This window comes from Enterococcus sp. S183_ASV_20 (assembly GCF_018919685.1).
Lineage (GTDB): Bacteria > Bacillota > Bacilli > Lactobacillales > Enterococcaceae > Enterococcus > Enterococcus faecalis.
Window position 1 is genome coordinate 69,109 of sequence record NZ_JAHLRI010000008.1, and the last position, 16,628, is coordinate 85,736.

The following is a 16,628-nucleotide window of genomic DNA, read 5'->3' on the forward strand; positions in this document are numbered from 1 at the left end:
TTATTTTATTATTTCGTTTTGACGTAATTTTTCCCGTTCGCTTTTGGTCCCGATGATTTTCCGAAGAACACAACTAGGACTAAAATGGTCAATACGTATGGTGCTGCTTGTAGATAAACTTTTGGAATTTCTGAAATAATTGGTAGGTTTTCCCCAGCAATACTTAAGTTTTGTGCAAAGCCAAAGAATAAGGCTGCGCCCATTGCCCCAAGTGGATTCCATTTACCAAAGATCATTGCGGCCATTGAAATAAACCCTTGTCCTGCAATTGTGGTAATCCCAAAACGACCCGCAATACTTTGAGCAAAGACAGCTCCGCCCATACCGCCTAAGAAGCCGGATAGCAAGACGCCAGAATAACGCATTAAGTAGACATTAATTCCCAATGTATCTGCCGCTTGTGGATGTTCCCCCACAGAACGTAACCGTAAGCCAAAACGTGTTTTATAAATGACAAACCAAGCTAAAATCGCAATCAAAATTGCTACGAAAGCTGGCAAAGAGGTTTTTGCAAAGAATAGTTCACCAATCACTGGAATTTTTGACAATCCTGGGAAAGAAAAATAGCCAAATGATTGTGTAATCATATCTGTTTGTCCTTTTTGATAAATAACTTTTACTAGGAAAACCCCTAGCGCCGGTGCCATCAAGTTAATGACAGTACCACTGATAATATGATCTGCTCGTAAGTTAATAGTTGCAACGGCATGTAAGAGAGAAAAGACAATCCCGACAACACCTCCTACTAAACAAGCAATCCATGGTGTCGCCGCGCCAAATGTATCAGCAAACGTCAAGTTAAAAACGACCGAACTGAAAGCGCCCATTACCATAATACCTTCCAAACCAACGTTAACCACACCACTTCGTTCTGAGAACGTTCCGCCTAATGCTGTCAAGATGAGCGGAGTTGCATACACTAATGTTTGCGTGATGATTGAGGAAATTGTTGCTAAATCCATTAGATGTCTCCCCCCTCTTGATTGTTTTTGTCTGGCGCCGCTTCAATTGTTTCTACAATCGCTACTTCTTTTTTACTACCAGACGCTTTTGCTAACAAGAAACGAATTAAATAACTAATTCCCACAAAGAAAATAATTGCTGCAATAACAACATCAACTAATTCGGTTGGTACACCAGCTATCAACGGCATTCCTTGTCCACCAAGTTTTAACATTCCAAACAGTAATGCGGAAAGTAAAATCCCGATTGAGCTACCTGCTCCTAATAGAGACACGGCCATACCATCGAACCCAATGCTCAACGATGTGTTTTGAATAAAGAAGTTTTGGAAAGTCCCCAATCCTTGGACCGCACCACCTAAACCAGCCAGCGTTCCTGAAATCATCATGGATAAAATAATCGTTCGCTTGCTGCTCATTCCAGCATATTCAGAAGCAAATGGATTTAACCCCACCGACCGAATTTCAAAACCAAGCGTTGTTTTTTTCATCAAGAACCACACAAGAATAAGGAAAATGAAGGCCAAGAAAATGCCGATGTTCAAACGAGAGCCATCACTGATACTTGTTAAAAACGGTGAGCGTAATGATGCATTCGCACCAATCATTTTGGTGATCCCTTTGTTCGCCATAATACTTGGTTTCATGACATTATTAGCAATATGATTTCCTGTGTATAATAAAATATAATTCAACATAATCGTAACAATAACTTCACTCGTCCCAAAATAGGCACGCAAGAAACCTGGAATGGCTGCTGCTAAAGCTCCTGCAACTGCCCCAACAATAATCGCCACCGGCAACGCAATCATCCGGGGGGCATCAGGCATGGATAAAGCGACCCAAATACTAGCCACCCAACCACATAAGGCTTGTCCAGAAAGCCCGATATTAAAGAATCCAGCCGAATTTGCCACCGAGAATCCTAAAGCGGTAAAAATCAACGGTGCTGCGGTGACAAAAATCTCACCAATACTTTTCTTTCCTTGGAAAGCTGTTTCAAACATCGCTTGATACCCAGCCACTGGGTCATAGCCAAAGATAACCATAATAATTGCCCCTAAGAGGAAACCCATAATAACAGATAACACAGGGACTAAAATATTTCTTATTTTTTCAGAACGATTATTCAACAGTTTCACCTGCCTCTACTTTTGATAACTCAGCACGGGCTTCTTCCAATGAGTAGCCAGCCATTAACAAGCCCAATTCATTTTCTGTCGTTTCTTTCGGATCAACAATTCCGACGATTTCCCCCGCATGAATAACAGCGATACGATCAGAAACGTTCAAAATTTCGTCTAATTCAAAACTTACTAATAAAACAGCTTTATTTTTATCTCTTTGTTCAATTAGTCGACGATGAATGTATTCAATAGCTCCGACATCTAAACCGCGTGTTGGTTGAGAAACAATCAACAAATCTGGATCGCGGTCAACTTCTCGGGCAATAATCGCTTTTTGCTGATTCCCACCTGAAAGCGCCCGAGCTGGTACTAATTCATTAGGAGTCCGTACATCATATTCTTCAATTAATTCACGGGCGTGTTTGTTAATCATTCGATAGTTTAAAATACCTGTTGAACTGTATGGTTTTTGGTAATACGTTTGTAGGCCAATATTTTCAGCCAATGTCATCTCTAATACCAAGCCATATTTATGTCGGTCTTCAGGAACGTGGGCGACACCCATTTCCGTAATTTCCCGAGGTTTGCGATTAGTAATTTCTTTTTCATTCAAATGAATGGAGCCGTTTTCGACTTTGGTTAATCCTGCTAAGGCTTGGATTAATTCTGTTTGTCCATTGCCATCAATCCCCGCAATCCCAACAACTTCCCCTGCTCGGACATCTAAGCTAAGATTTTTCACTGCATCTAAGCCGCGGCTTTCTTTCACTACTAAATCTTTAATTGATAAAATTGTTTCTTTCGGTTGCGCTGGCTTTTTCTCTGTTTTGAAAGAAACAGAACGACCCACCATCATATCGGCTAACTGTTGCGAAGAAACATCTTTCACATTGACGGTGCCAATACTTTGCCCCCGGCGAATAACCGTACAACGGTCCGCCACTTTTTTAATTTCATCTAACTTATGTGTAATTAAAATGATCGATTTGCCTTCATCGGTTAGTTCTTTCAAAATAATCATTAATTCATCAATTTCTTGTGGCGTTAATACTGCGGTTGGTTCGTCAAAAATTAAAACGTTCGCACCGCGATATAAGGTCTTTAAAATTTCAACCCGTTGTTGCATACCCACAGAAATATCGCGAATATAGGCATTGGGATTTACATCCAACCCGTATTGCTTAGACACTTCTTCAATCTCTTTTTTCGCTTTTTTCCGGTCTAAAATACCGCCATGGGTAGGTTCACTACCTAAGATAATATTTTCAGTCACAGTAAAGGCTTCAACTAACATAAAATGCTGATGGACCATTCCGATTCCTAAACGATTGGCTGCAGTAGGACTTGTAATGTTGACTTTTTCGCCATTCATATAAATCTCACCTGAGGTCGGTTCCAATAGCCCTGATAAGATATTCATCAAGGTCGACTTGCCTGCACCATTTTCACCTAGCAGTGCGTGGATTTCACCAGGTTTTACTTGTAAATCAATTTGGTCGTTGGCTTTGAACGTCCCAAATTCTTTGGTGATTTTACGCATCTCAATTACGTTTTCTTCTTGAGACAAGGTCTATTCACTTCCTAACAAAATTATATTGGCAATACTTTAGAGGGTAATTTTGACCCTTAACTAAGTAGTTGAAGAACCTCAACTATTTAGTTAAAAATCCAAACATCATAAAGGGTTTCCTTGGCAGCCGTCGCTGCCAAGGACCACTTTATTTTTAGAAGGAACAATAATGAGCCCTTCTTTTTTCATTTAGGAGCTTAAATTATTCTGGTTTTTCTGGGACTTTTACGTCACCTGAGATTACTTTATCTTTTGCTGTTTTAACAGCTTCTTTTGTTTTGTCGTTTAAATAGCCGTCTGTTAAGTCAACGCCACCATCTTTTAATCCATAAACTAAATGTTCGCCACCAGGGAATTTGTCTTCTAACGCACGGTTGGCAATATCTTGAACCGCTGTGCCGACACCTTTAAGCGTTGAAGTTAACGTGAAGTTGTCTTCTTTGCCGTCTTTTGTTTTGTACTTGCCATCAGCATCTTGATCGCGGTCAACACCGATTACCCAAACTTTGTCGCCAGAACCTGATTCATTCAAGTCTTTTGCTTCTTGGAAGACCCCTTGTCCAGTCGCACCAGAAGCATGGAAGATGATATCAACGCCGTTTTGGTACATTGCAGCAGCTAAAGCTTTCCCTTTGGCAGGATCAGCAAATGAAGCCGCATATTTTGTATCAACAGTAATTTCTTTACCTAATTCTTTCGCAGCATCAGCCACACCTTTTTCAAAACCAGCTTGGAAACGGTCAATTACGACCCCTTCTTCACCACCAACAAAACCGACTTTGTTCGTTTTTGTTTCGTTTGCAGCAGCAACACCGGCTAAGTAAGCTGCTTCATTATCTCTAAATGTTGCAGAAACGACATTCTTTTTGCCATCGATTTGATCATCGATTAAAACAAAGTTTGTATCAGGGTTGGCATCTGCTGCAGAAGAAATTGCATCTTTTAGCAAGTAGCCAATACCAAAGATTGTGTTGAATTTACTTGATACCGCTTGGTCAATATTCGTTGTATAGTCAGCTGCATCATTCGATTGAATATATGCATACCCTTTTGAACCTTCTGGTAAATCATGTTCTTTACCCCAAGCTTGCAATCCTTCCCAAGAAGATTGGTTAAACGACTTGTCATCCACGCCGCCTGTATCTGTAATGATTACAGCACTATGCGCTGCATCCCCTTTGCCACCGCCGCTTTCAGCGGTTTTACCTTTGCCACCACCACATGCTGCAAGTGAAACTGATAAACCTAATGCAATCAAACTAAAACCGAATAATTTTGCTTTTTTCATTTCTGTAAAGCCTCCTAAAAATAGTTTAATGTATTTAAACAACTAAGTTGTTTCTAAGGTTGGTCTGGGACTTTTACGTCACCAGAGATGATTTGTTCTTTGGCTTCTTTAACTGCCGTTTTGGCTTGATCGCTTAGGGCTTCTGTTGTTAAATCAACACCGCCATCTTTCAATCCATAAGTTAAATGTTCGCCGCCAGGGAATTTATCTTCTAATGCAAGATCAGAGATTTTTTTCACAGCAATATTTACACCTTTAATGGTTGAAGCTAACGTTAAGTTATCATCCTTGCCATCTTTGGTTGTATATTTACCGTCTTCGTTTTGGTCACGGTCAACACCAATCACCCAAACTTTATCTTTTGAACCTGTTTCATTTAGCGCTTTGGCTTCTTGGAAGATTCCTTGTCCTGTAGTCGCCGCTGCGTGATAAATAATGTCGGCACCTGCTTGATACATAGAAGAAGCTAAGGCCCGTCCTTTTGAAGCGTCTGCAAATGTCCCTGCATAAGTAGACGTAATTTGAATATCTTTGCCTAATTTTTTGCCAGCGTCTGCTACACCTTTTTCAAAACCAGCTTGGAAACGGCCAATAACAGGTCCTTCAACCCCGCCGATAAATCCTACTTTGTTGGTTTTCGTAGTGTTAGCTGCTGCCACACCTGCTAAATACGCAGATTCATTATCTCTAAATGTTGCAGAAGCGACGTTGTTTTTCCCATTAACTGTATCGTCGATTAGAACGAAATTCGTTTCTGGGTTGGCGTCCGCTGCATCTACTACTGCATTTTTTAGTAAATAGCCAATGCCAAAAATCGTTTTAAATTGACTTGAAATGGCTTGGTCAATGTTTGATGTATAATCAGATGCTTCATTTGATTGAATATACGCATACCCTTGAGGTCCTTCTGGAAGTTTGTGCTCTTTGCCCCACTCTTGCATTCCTTCCCACGCAGATTGGTTAAAAGATTTGTCATCAATGCCGGCTGTATCTGTGACCATTACGACACTATGTTGTGGATCACCTTTTGTGTTGGCGTTCTTTTTGCTATTGCCGCCACATGCAGCTAACCCAATGGTTAAGGCAACTGCTGCCAATCCTAGACCTAAAAATTTTGCTTGTTTCACTTTCCGAAAAGCCCCCTACTATTTTATCTATTATTTCATTCGCATTTATGCTATTGAAATCTACTTTGAGCCCAACGAAACCTTATGTCCTTTTTTTAAAAATCTTTATCTGTAAATGAATAGGGCAATAATGCCTCAACTGTCATTGTTTTAGTCGCGCCATCTTTACCAACTAGCGTGACCGGCATTTGTGGATCAAAGAATTCAGCCATTACTTGACGACAAGCGCCACATGGAGAAATGGGTGCCTCTGTATTACCTGCTACAACTAAATGTTGGAAGGTCCGTTCATCTTCTGAAATGGCTTTAAAAATCGCCGTTCTTTCTGCACAATTTGTTAAACCAAAGGAGGCATTTTCAATGTTGACTCCTTGATACATTTTCCCGTCTGTAGTCACTAAGCAAGCGCCCACAGGAAAGTTAGAATACGGTACATAGGCGTGTGCCAATGCTTCTACGGCACAATCAAGCCATTCTTGTTTTACTGTCATCTTTTTCGCCACACCTTCGTTTAATTTGAAATACGAATTAATACCCTTCGCCAGTTGCGCCAGAAACAATTGCTACACCCGTACTTGCACCGATGCGTGTTGCCCCAGCTTCAATCATTGCTAACGCTTCTTCTGCATTATGCACGCCACCAGAAGCCTTAACGCCCATGTCAGGACCAACTGTCTCACGCATTAAACGAATGTCTGCTACTTTAGCGCCGCCTGTTGAGAAGCCAGTAGATGTTTTAACGAAATCGGCCCCTGCTTCTTTGGCTAATTCACAAGCTTTAACTTTTTCTTCGTCTGTTAATAATGCTGTTTCAATAATCACTTTGACTAACGCTTTTCCTTTGGCTGCATCTACTACGCCTTGAATGTCTTGACGTACGTGATCGTATTGTTGTGATTTTAATGCACCAATATTAATCACCATATCCACTTCATTCGCACCATTTTTAATTGCATCAGCTGCTTCGTATGCTTTAACTTCTGGTGTATTTGCCCCCAAAGGAAAGCCAATAACGGTACACACAGCGACGTCGGTATCTGCTAATTGCTCGCTAGCAAAAGCGACCCAACAAGGATTGATACATACAGAGAAAAAGTTGTACTCCTTAGCTTCGTCAATAATTTTTTGGACAGCGGCTTCTGTCGCTTCTGGTTTCAAAATAGTGTGGTCAATCATGCGGTTTAATTCCATGATGAGAATTCCTCTTTTCTTTTTGTTTTATTCCGTAATAATATCGTGAATCAAAATAGGCTCTTCGCCGGTTGGTCCAATTTCAATGTTTTTATAAAGCAATTGTTCAACTTCTGTCACGTCTTCACGATTGGCGTAAATGGTCAATAATGATTCGCCTTTTTCAACTGGGCTCCCCACTTTTTTGTGAAGTTTCAAGCCAACTGCAAAATCAATCGTATCTTCTTTCGTAGCACGACCAGCGCCCAGCAACATTGCGGCAACGCCAATTTCATTGGCAACGATTTTTTGTACCACGCCTGTTTCTTTGGCAGGTAAATCAAATTGATAAATCGCGGTTAATAATTTTTCTGGCTGGTCAACAACGGAACTGTCGCCGCCTTGATTTTCAATCATTTCTTTAAATTTTGCGAGCGCTCGACCGCTTGTTAATGCTTCTTCTAATAAAGCCCGTGCTTCGTCTAACGTCTCGGCTTTTTTAGCTAAAACGACCATCTGACTTCCTAAGACATAGCACATCTCCACTAAATCTTCTGGCCCATTTCCTTGCAAGGTCTCGATTGCTTCAACGATTTCTAAACTATTTCCGATGGCCTCCCCTAAAGGTTGTGACATGTCTGAAATTACTGCCATCGTTTGGCGATTTGCCAGTTTCCCAATGCGAACCATTGTTTCCGCTAATCGACGAGCACTTGCTAGGTCTTTCATAAAGGCCCCTTCACCAGTAGTCACGTCTAAGACAATCGCATCTGCCCCTGCGGCAATTTTTTTACTCATAATGGAACTTGCAATTAATGGAATTGAGTCAACAGTGGCGGTCACATCGCGTAACGCATAAAGTTTTTTGTCTGCTGGTGCTAGATCACCTGACTGACCAATCACTGCCACTTTTGTATCGTTCACCAATTGAATAAAACGTTCTTCTGTCAATTCAACTTTAAAACCAGGAATCGCTTCTAATTTATCCAACGTACCGCCCGTGTAGCCTAAGCCACGACCAGACATTTTTGCTACATTGACCCCGACACTAGCAACTAATGGCGCTAAAATAAGCGTCGTAGTGTCGCCTACGCCACCTGTAGAATGCTTGTCGACTTTGATTCCTTCTATAGAAGAAAGATCCACAATTTCGCCTGAATGGACCATTGCTAACGTCATTTGTGTAATTTCTTCGTCTGTCATATCTTGGTAAAAAACAGCCATTAAAAAGGCACTTACCTGATAATCTGGAATTGAACCATCTGTGTATCCGTTGATAATAAATTGAATTTCTTCGCTTGTTAGTTGATGCCCGTCACGTTTCTTTTCAATAATGTCTACCATTCTCATGAATTCGTTCCCTCCGATTTCCCGATAATGTATTATACAACAAAATCGTTCAGCTTTAAACCATTTAGTAAACCAGTTTACTATTATTTTTTTCTTGTGAAAACGCAAACAACACGAACATTCTATTTCTAAGCTGTTTTTTAAATCGGTTTTGTGCTTTTTCTAGCAATAAACGTCGCATCAAAAACTTTATTGGGAACTTTCCCTGTTGGATCTGCAATAGCTTCCACCAAAAATTTTGCTGCATAATAGCCAATATCAAAACTCGGCTGATAGACGGTTGTTAAACTCGGCACCAAATATTCGGAAATTTCCAAGCCATCAAAGCCAACCACCGAAATATCGTCAGGAATTTTCTTGCCCGCTTCTTCAATGGCTTGATAAGCTCCCATCGCCATTTCATCATTGCCACAAAAAATTGCTGTGATTTCTTCATTTTTCAAAACTTCTTTCGCCGCAGCATAGCCGCCATGCAAGTTCAATTCCCCAGCACAAACATAATGCGGACGAAAAGGTAAATTGTTGTCCTGTAACGCATGCTGATACGCCGTCACTCGTTCCGTTAAACGATAATAGCCGGCACTTTCACGTAACATGCCAATATGCTGATGCCCTTGTTGAATCAAATGATGGACCGCTTGATAAGCACCTTCGTACTCTTTAACGATTAATCGTCCACTATCTCGTGGATTAATCCCACGATCGACAAGAATGACAGGAATCGGATGTTCTCGTCGGTCTTTTAAAATATGATTTTCTGGCAAAACATTCGGCGTGGCAAAAATAATGCCATCCACCGACCGATGAATCAACTCGCTAACATATTGCATCGCTTGCTCGGAATCATGCTTTGAATTGCATAACAAAATCATGTAGCCTAACGAATTTAAATATGTTTCCACACCTTCAATCACTTTTGAGAAAAAGAAATCCGTCACATCTGGCACAATCATACCAATGGTTTTGGAATGACGGTTGATTACATTCGAAGCAAAGTAATCTGGTTTGTAATGATTTTCAGCGACTACCGCCAACACCTTGTTGCGGGTTTTTTCACTGAAACGACTCCCTTTATTATTCAGAATTTGTGAGACGGTTGTGACAGAAACACCAGCCATATCAGCAATTTCTTTAATCGTTAGTTTCATCGCGCCCCTCCCAACGTCTCCTTTTGCATTGACAGACATTTGTAGACGTGTTACAGTCTTCAAAATACTTATCGAATCTTTTACATTTTAACAAAAAAAAGACAAAAGAAATAGACTAAAAAGATTAAAAAACAAAAGAAAATGGAGGCTATTTTTTCATGGAAGAATCCCGTGTCCGTCAATTACCAAAAATCGAGCTGCACTGTCACTTAGATGGGTCGATTCGACCAACCACTTTACGCACCATTGCTGAAAAACAAAACATTCCATTACCCCAAGACGAACAAGCCTTGAAAGAGTTAGTGGTTGCCCCTGAAAAATGCACCGATTTGAATGATTATTTAACTCGGTTCGACTTCGTGCTAACCTGTCTACAAACAGCTGAAGCTTTGCAAGCAGCGGCGTATGACGTGATTAGCCAAGCTGCCGAAGATGGCGTGGCTTACATAGAGGTGCGTTTTGCGCCTTCGCAACATACAGAAAAAGGCTTACGGTTACCTGAAATCGTGACTGCTGTTTTAACTGGCTTAAAACAAGGCGAAGAAGATTTTGGTGTAAAAAGCAATGCACTGTTATGCGGCATGCGACATGACCAACAACAAGCCATAGAAAAAATCGTTCACTTAGCGCATGATTTCAGAGAGACAGGCGTTGTCGGCTTTGATTTAGCTGGCAATGAAGTCGATTTCCCTCCATACACATTTGAAGACGTATTAGCTTTAGCCAACCAATTGTCAATTCCATTAACACTCCACGCTGGGGAATGCGGCTGTGGCAAAAACGTCGCTGATGCTGTCACTTTAGGTGCTACTCGGATTGGTCACGGTATTGCTTTGAAAGATACACCCGAATACTTGGCGCTCTTAAAAGAAAAAAAGGTTCTTTTAGAAATGTGTCCAACTAGCAACTTCCAAACAGGCACCGTCAAAACATTGGCTGAATACCCTTTTCAACAATTTATAGAGGCTGGCTTAGCCGTCTGCATCAATACCGATAATCGCACTGTTTCAGATACTACGTTAACGAAGGAATTCATGAAATTGGCCACTTGGTATCAATTAAGTTATGACGAAATGAAGCAACTCACTAAAAATGCGCTTGCAGGTGCTTTTTTATCGCCAGACGAAAAAAAACTGTTGAACCAAAAAATTGATCAAGCATATCTATTCTAAAAAAGAACCTCCACTAAAGTGGCGGTTCTTTTTTACTCTGCTTCTTTAACACTTCGTAAAATATAATAGCCTTTGTCTTTTGTCACAATTTCAACATTGCCAAATACTTCAGCCATTTTCTTTTCTGCACTAGGTGCACCTTGTTTCTTTTGAATAACTACCGTTAGTGTGCCACCAACTTTCAACAACGGAAAAGCCCCTGTTAAAATGCCATGGACAACTTTTTTGCCTGCACGAATGGGCGGATTGCTAACAATCGCCGCGTAGGTCGTTTCGTTTAAGGTTTCATACACATTGGAAGAATGAATATCCACAGTAGTAATTTGGTTGCGTTGGGCGTTCATTTGAGCTAGCCCAACTGCCCGTTGGTTGACATCTACCATTTCCACCAGTCGACCAGTCGCCGCTGCTAAGGACAACCCAATTGGTCCATAGCCACAACCAACATCTAACAAACGGCCTGATGGTAAATTTTCCCATTCAAAGGCATCAATCAACACACGAGAACCATAATCCACTGTTCCTCTTGAGAAGACCCCGCTATCGGTCGTAAACTGAAAGGTCCGACCACGTAATGGAAAAGACCAGCTTTCTAAATCATGTGCTAATTCTGGATTTTCTGTATAATAATGATTCGCCATTTTGTTCTTCCTATCTATGCTTGTTTTGGTTTTAGTCTACCTTTTATTTCTCGAACAATCAAGGCACCTAATAATTCATAGCCCACTTGTGAAAAATGCAAACCATCCGCTTGTAAAAATTCATCCGTTCCAGGATAAACAGTCATCGCTTTATACAAATCAATAACTGGCAAGTTATGTGCCGCCCCGACTTCTTGTGCAACCTTGACCAATTCCTTGATACGCGTCTGTGGACGTTCTGGACGTCTGCCACTATCCGCATATGGTGGCGTAATTAAAATCACCTTTTCTGAACCAATTTCGTGAATCATTGTTTCAAGGTTTTCTCTAAACGTGGCTACTGTTATATTTCGATCCAGTGACGCATCATTGGCGCCAAAGAAAATCACCACCTCATCAGGTTTCTCAATCAGTACTTCTTTATTTAATCGTTTTAAACCATCTTCTGTTGTATCGCCAGGCATTCCAGCATTAATGACAGCCACTTCTTCTAGACCCATCGCAGCAATATCCCGTTTCACTAAGTCAACAAGAACAGGTGAGACGGCTTCGTCTAAATAACTAGCAGTAATGCTATCACCAAATAATACAATTTTTCTCATGGCTTTTCCCCTCTTTTCTAACAGTTTTCTCTTTTCATGATACCATTTTCATCATAAATTGGCGAAGAAGGGAATTCTTTTGTAAAATCCTGTGTTTCCCTTGTGAAATTATGGTAAAATGTACAAAGATTGAACAGGGTTTGGTGGAGGAACAATGGACGATAAAATGAATTACTACCCAATTTCCAGAGAAGAATGGCATGGGTTTTATCATGACGGCAAAGCACCGTTAACCGAAGCAGAATTGGATAACATTAAAAGTGTGAACGACCAAATTTCACTAAAAGATGTACAAGAAATTTATGTACCCTTAACGCATCTTATTCATTTATACATGAAAGAATTTGAATCGCTAACACTTAGCAAAGGATTATTCCTACATGAATATGTCTCTGTACCACCATTCATCATTGGAATTGCCGGCAGTGTCGCCGTTGGTAAAAGCACCACCGCTCGTCTTTTGCAAAGAATTCTGGCCCGAACGTTTAAACGAAGAAACGTTCAACTCATTACAACGGATGGATTTTTGTATCCCAATAAAGTGTTAGAAGAACAGGGAATTATGGACCGAAAAGGGTTTCCTGAAAGTTATGACATGGAGAAGCTAATTAATTTCTTAAACGAAGTCAAAAGCGGCAAAGACGAAATTAAAGCACCCGTCTATTCTCACAGTGTCTACGATGTTATCGAAGGCGAATATGAGTTGATTCAACAACCAGATATTCTGATTGTTGAAGGCATTAACACATTACAGTTACCCGCCAATCAACAAATTTATGTGAGTGATTTTTTTGATTTTTCTATTTTTGTGGATGCCGATCCAGCCTTAATTGAAAAATGGTACCTAGAACGTTTTGGGGCCTTATTAGATACGGCTTTCTTAGATCCTAATAATTATTATTACCAATATGCAATTGGCAAACGAGAAGATGCTTTCGCCATGGCACGGAATGTTTGGAAAACCGTGAACTTGCCGAACTTGGAGGAATATATCTTGCCAACGCGCGGACGTGCGGACATTATTTTGCATAAAACGGAAAATCATTTGATTGACCAAATCTATCTACGTAAATATTAAGGGTTGACGAGCTAAGAAATATCCTGTATCTTTTGTAGAAATATCCTTGAAAATTTTCAGCAGAATGCATGACTTTCAAGGAGTAAAATGTTTTAATAAGTATAGCTAGACAAAGAAGAGTACGGAACAAAAGTGAACCACTTTTTAACCGCCTGATTCTCGGCTGTTTAAAAGTAGCCCCTGCAGAATTAAGCCAAAATTTTCTAAAAATCGTAAAACAATTTTTGAAAATCCTTTCTTAATTCTTGGTGCTGACCACTTTTTAACCGCCTTTTCTTTAGATAAATTTAAATGGATAAGGGGTAATAGACGTGACTAACGTTGCCGATTTGACATCTGTCGAAAAAATTATTGTTTTAGACTTTGGTAGTCAGTTTAACCAATTGATTACTCGTCGTATTCGTGAATTTGGCGTATTCTCTGAGTTATTAAGCCACCGAACTACGGCAGAAGAAATTCGCAAAATCGCGCCTAAAGGAATCATCTTCTCAGGTGGACCAAACAGCGTGTATGACAAAGATGCTTTTAGCATTGATCCAGAAATTTATGAGTTAGGAATTCCCATTCTTGGCATCTGCTACGGTATGCAATTAATGACTCATAACTTAGGCGGAAAAGTAGAACCTGCCGCAAACCGTGAATACGGAAAAGCAGAATTAGAAATCCTTGGTGATGCGACATTATTCCAAGGAACACCTGCGAAACAAACCGTTTGGATGAGCCACGGTGATTTAGTAACAGAAATCGCTCCTGGATTCGAAAAAGTTGGGACAAGCAACGATTGTCCAATCGCTTCTATCGAAGATGCCAACCGCAAATTCTACGGCGTACAATTTCACCCAGAAGTTCGTCATTCAGAATATGGTAACGACTTATTACGTCACTTTGCTTTTGAGGTGTGTGGCTGTACTGGTGACTGGAGCATGGAAAACTTCATCGATATGGAAGTCGCTAAAATCCGTGAACAAGTAGGCGATAAAAAAGTCTTACTTGGTTTATCAGGTGGCGTTGACTCAAGTGTTGTCGGCGTGCTTTTACAAAAAGCCATTGGCGACCAATTAACTTGTATCTTCGTTGACCATGGATTATTACGTAAAGGTGAAGCAGAGCAAGTAATGGAAAGTTTAGGCGGTAAATTTGGCTTAAACATTATTAAAGTAGATGCAAAAGAACGCTTCTTAAGCAAATTAGCAGGCGTTTCTGACCCTGAACAAAAACGTAAAATCATCGGTAACGAATTTGTGTATGTTTTTGATGACGAAGCAACTAAACTTGCTGGGGAAGAAGGCGTTTCATTCCTAGCACAAGGAACTCTTTACACAGACGTCATCGAATCTGGTACAGAAACTGCGCAAACAATTAAATCACATCACAATGTTGGTGGTCTTCCTGAAGACATGCAATTTGAATTAATTGAACCTTTAAATACATTATTCAAAGACGAAGTTCGTGCCTTAGGAACTGAACTTGGCATGCCTGATGCAATCGTTTGGCGCCAACCATTCCCAGGACCAGGATTAGGTATTCGTGTGCTTGGTGAAATTACAGAAGATAAATTACAAATCGTTCGTGATTCAGATGCTATCCTACGTGAAGAAATCGCAGCAGCTGGCTTAGATCGTGACATTTGGCAGTACTTTACTGTCTTACCTGGCATCCGCTCAGTAGGCGTTATGGGCGATGGCCGTACCTACGATTACACAGTCGGTATCCGTGCTGTGACTTCTATCGACGGCATGACCGCTGACTTTGCCCGTATCCCTTGGGATGTTTTACAAAAAATCTCTGTGCGCATCGTGAACGAAGTCGCACATGTAAACCGTATCGTGTACGATATTACTTCAAAACCACCTGCAACTGTGGAGTGGGAATAACAATAAACCCGCTAGAAAACCTATAAATTAGGTTTTCTAGCGGGTTTTCTTTTGTGTTATCACACTTTCCTCCCACCATTCTCCATTTTTCCTTTGCTCCACCGCCCTCAAAGTCCTATAATTTAATCATAAGAATAGTGACTATTAATAAAATTCATCAATTAAAAGGAAGCGATTTCAACATGTCAAAAGAAACTTTTCTTAAGTATGGTTTTGTTGTCCTCTTCATAGGAATTTTTTTACTTCGTGCCCAAAAATTTATTTCTGAACCCCTTTCGTACCTTTTTTCGGGTATTCTTTTGCTTATTGTTGCGTATTTAATACTCGTGAAAAAAATGAACTTTTTCTCAAGTTTGCTCACTGTTACCAATCAACCTTCTTCTACCCAACAACGATTAGGTCAACTTTCTGGTCTTGTCAGTTTATTGATTGGTTTACTTCTGGTAATTTTTTCAGTCATTTTATAGACACTTTTTCACTATTGTTCTTATAAAAACAAGACGTTCTTGTTTGGCCTTTGACGTTGTCGTATACTATAAATAATAAATAAGCTATGAAGGAGTAAATTAATGAAAAAAAGTGTTATAACTAGTTCTATGTTAGCGGTTTTATTGTCGGGATTTCTCGTTACCCCTATTTCTGCTTACGCTTTGGAACGCTCTAAGGGAACTACTGAAGAAACGGTGGCTTCAGAAACATCTCTAACGGAGCAACAAATGAGTAGCGGTGTCACTGAAGAAATGAATCCAAGCATCATAAATTCTCAAGAGGAAACAGAAACAACTTCCACTTCCTCAACCTCCGATTCCACCACTGAAGTTTCTACATCAGAAGTAACAACTGTTAATGATACAGAAAATAGTAGCGACGATACTGAAACTACTTTGGAAACATCACAAAGTAATGAGGACACACCTGTAGCACCGGCAAAAGCAGAAGAAAAAGTTCCTGATATTAATTATCAGACACATATCCAAGACATCGGATGGCAAGGGGTTGTCAAAAACGGGGAAATTTCTGGGACTAGCAGACGCTCTTTACGTCTTGAAGGAATTAAAATGAATATTTCAAATTCAGATTTGGCTGGATCTGTAGAATATAGAACACATGTCCAAGAAATTGGGTGGCAAGGATATGTGAAAGATAATCAATTGTCTGGTACAAGCGGAAAGTCTTTGCGGCTCGAAGCGATTCAAATTCGCTTAACTGGAGAAATAGCTAACGCATATGATGTTTATTATCGTGTGCATATAGAAGATAAAGGTTGGTTGAATTGGGCAAAAAACAGTGAGTCCGCAGGTAGTCAAAGCGCCGCTAAAAGATTAGAAGCCATTCAAATTAAATTAGTGAAGAAGGGCGAAGCGGCACCTGAAGGATCTGGAAAAGCCTTTTTAATTGGAAATGAAGCAAAACGTCCAGATGAAATCAAACCAACTGTCAATTATCAAACACACGTGCAAAATATTGGTTGGCAAGGGGTTGTCAAGAATGGTGAAATAGCTGGTACAAGTGGGAAAAA

15 protein-coding genes and 1 pseudogene are annotated in these 16,628 nt (G+C 40.3%); 5 read left to right on the forward strand and 11 right to left on the reverse strand.

Features of this window, described 5'->3' with window-relative positions; translation table 11 throughout:
• Window positions 1-8: 8 nt before the first annotated feature.
• From KQI94_RS04820 to KQI94_RS04860, 9 genes are all read right to left on the reverse strand, one after another.
• Window positions 9-962 carry an ABC transporter permease gene (locus tag KQI94_RS04820; protein ID WP_002356172.1) on the reverse strand — a complete coding sequence of 318 codons (954 nt, stop codon included), beginning with the start codon at window positions 960-962 and terminating at the stop codon, window positions 9-11.
• Window positions 962-2,095 (reverse strand): ABC transporter permease, encoded by a 1,134-nt coding sequence (locus KQI94_RS04825; protein WP_002356171.1) that lies wholly within the window; start codon window positions 2,093-2,095, stop codon window positions 962-964. The genes KQI94_RS04820 and KQI94_RS04825 overlap by 1 nt, the downstream gene beginning before the upstream one ends.
• Window positions 2,088-3,656: an ABC transporter ATP-binding protein gene (locus tag KQI94_RS04830; protein WP_002381361.1), complete on the reverse strand. Its 1,569-nt coding sequence runs from the start codon at window positions 3,654-3,656 to the stop codon at window positions 2,088-2,090. Before KQI94_RS04830 ends, KQI94_RS04825 begins: the two co-directional genes overlap by 8 nt.
• Before the next feature lie 205 nt (window positions 3,657-3,861).
• Window positions 3,862-4,947, reverse strand: coding sequence for a BMP family protein (locus KQI94_RS04835; RefSeq protein WP_002356169.1), 1,086 nt, complete (start codon window positions 4,945-4,947; stop codon window positions 3,862-3,864).
• Window positions 4,948-5,000: 53 nt separating this feature from the next.
• Window positions 5,001-6,074, reverse strand: coding sequence for a BMP family protein (locus tag KQI94_RS04840; protein WP_002356168.1), 1,074 nt, complete (start codon window positions 6,072-6,074; stop codon window positions 5,001-5,003).
• 95 nt (window positions 6,075-6,169) lie between these two features.
• Window positions 6,170-6,634 (reverse strand): cytidine deaminase, encoded by a 465-nt coding sequence (locus KQI94_RS04845; protein ID WP_002383839.1) that lies wholly within the window; start codon window positions 6,632-6,634, stop codon window positions 6,170-6,172.
• The gene (deoC, locus tag KQI94_RS04850) at window positions 6,603-7,265 is read right to left on the reverse strand and encodes a deoxyribose-phosphate aldolase (protein ID WP_002359333.1); all 663 of its coding nucleotides are present in this window, start codon (window positions 7,263-7,265) and stop codon (window positions 6,603-6,605) included. Before deoC ends, KQI94_RS04845 begins: the two co-directional genes overlap by 32 nt.
• A gap of 27 nt (window positions 7,266-7,292) precedes the next feature.
• The gene (locus tag KQI94_RS04855; RefSeq protein WP_002368572.1) at window positions 7,293-8,594 is read right to left on the reverse strand and encodes a pyrimidine-nucleoside phosphorylase; all 1,302 of its coding nucleotides are present in this window, start codon (window positions 8,592-8,594) and stop codon (window positions 7,293-7,295) included.
• Window positions 8,595-8,734: 140 nt separating this feature from the next.
• The gene (locus KQI94_RS04860) at window positions 8,735-9,742 is read right to left on the reverse strand and encodes a substrate-binding domain-containing protein (protein WP_002356164.1); all 1,008 of its coding nucleotides are present in this window, start codon (window positions 9,740-9,742) and stop codon (window positions 8,735-8,737) included.
• A 158-nt stretch (window positions 9,743-9,900) separates the two neighbouring features.
• On the opposite strand from KQI94_RS04860, the gene add reads away from it, so the two are divergent.
• On the forward strand, window positions 9,901-10,914 hold the full coding sequence (gene add, locus KQI94_RS04865) for an adenosine deaminase (protein ID WP_002368573.1): 1,014 nt from the start codon (window positions 9,901-9,903) through the stop codon (window positions 10,912-10,914).
• A gap of 32 nt (window positions 10,915-10,946) precedes the next feature.
• Here add and KQI94_RS04870 read toward each other — a convergent pair whose 3' ends face one another.
• Window positions 10,947-11,555, reverse strand: coding sequence for a class I SAM-dependent methyltransferase (locus KQI94_RS04870; protein ID WP_002368574.1), 609 nt, complete (start codon window positions 11,553-11,555; stop codon window positions 10,947-10,949).
• Window positions 11,556-11,569: 14 nt separating this feature from the next.
• Window positions 11,570-12,157: an SGNH/GDSL hydrolase family protein gene (locus KQI94_RS04875; RefSeq protein ID WP_002368575.1), complete on the reverse strand. Its 588-nt coding sequence runs from the start codon at window positions 12,155-12,157 to the stop codon at window positions 11,570-11,572.
• A 154-nt stretch (window positions 12,158-12,311) separates the two neighbouring features.
• On the opposite strand from KQI94_RS04875, the gene coaA reads away from it, so the two are divergent.
• The 4 genes and pseudogenes from coaA to KQI94_RS04890 all read left to right on the forward strand — a co-directional run.
• Window positions 12,312-13,235, forward strand: a complete 924-nt coding sequence (coaA, locus tag KQI94_RS04880; protein WP_002356160.1) for a type I pantothenate kinase — start codon at window positions 12,312-12,314, stop codon at window positions 13,233-13,235.
• Between the two features lie 311 nt (window positions 13,236-13,546).
• A complete protein-coding gene (guaA, locus tag KQI94_RS04885) occupies window positions 13,547-15,109 on the forward strand; it encodes a glutamine-hydrolyzing GMP synthase (protein WP_002368577.1) in 1,563 nt (520 codons plus the stop codon).
• Window positions 15,110-15,246: 137 nt separating this feature from the next.
• A complete protein-coding gene (locus KQI94_RS16520; RefSeq protein WP_002390241.1) occupies window positions 15,247-15,576 on the forward strand; it encodes a hypothetical protein in 330 nt (109 codons plus the stop codon).
• Window positions 15,577-15,678: 102 nt separating this feature from the next.
• Window positions 15,679-16,628 (forward strand): annotated as a pseudogene (locus KQI94_RS04890) (hypothetical protein); the annotation flags it as partial.

Excerpts from the sequence above, each read along its gene's own strand:
- coaA (WP_002356160.1), top strand. The coding sequence starts at position 12,312 with ATGGACGATAAAATGAATTACTACCCAATTTCCAGAGAAGAATGGCAT.
- KQI94_RS04875 (WP_002368575.1), bottom strand. The coding sequence starts at position 12,157 with ATGAGAAAAATTGTATTATTTGGTGATAGCATTACTGCTAGTTATTTA.
- deoC (WP_002359333.1), bottom strand. The coding sequence starts at position 7,265 with ATGGAATTAAACCGCATGATTGACCACACTATTTTGAAACCAGAAGCG.
- KQI94_RS04870 (WP_002368574.1), bottom strand. The coding sequence starts at position 11,555 with ATGGCGAATCATTATTATACAGAAAATCCAGAATTAGCACATGATTTA.
- KQI94_RS04860 (WP_002356164.1), bottom strand. The coding sequence starts at position 9,742 with ATGAAACTAACGATTAAAGAAATTGCTGATATGGCTGGTGTTTCTGTC.
- KQI94_RS04820 (WP_002356172.1), bottom strand. The coding sequence starts at position 962 with ATGGATTTAGCAACAATTTCCTCAATCATCACGCAAACATTAGTGTAT.
- KQI94_RS04835 (WP_002356169.1), bottom strand. The coding sequence starts at position 4,947 with ATGAAAAAAGCAAAATTATTCGGTTTTAGTTTGATTGCATTAGGTTTA.
- KQI94_RS04855 (WP_002368572.1), bottom strand. The coding sequence starts at position 8,594 with ATGAGAATGGTAGACATTATTGAAAAGAAACGTGACGGGCATCAACTA.
- add (WP_002368573.1), top strand. The coding sequence starts at position 9,901 with ATGGAAGAATCCCGTGTCCGTCAATTACCAAAAATCGAGCTGCACTGT.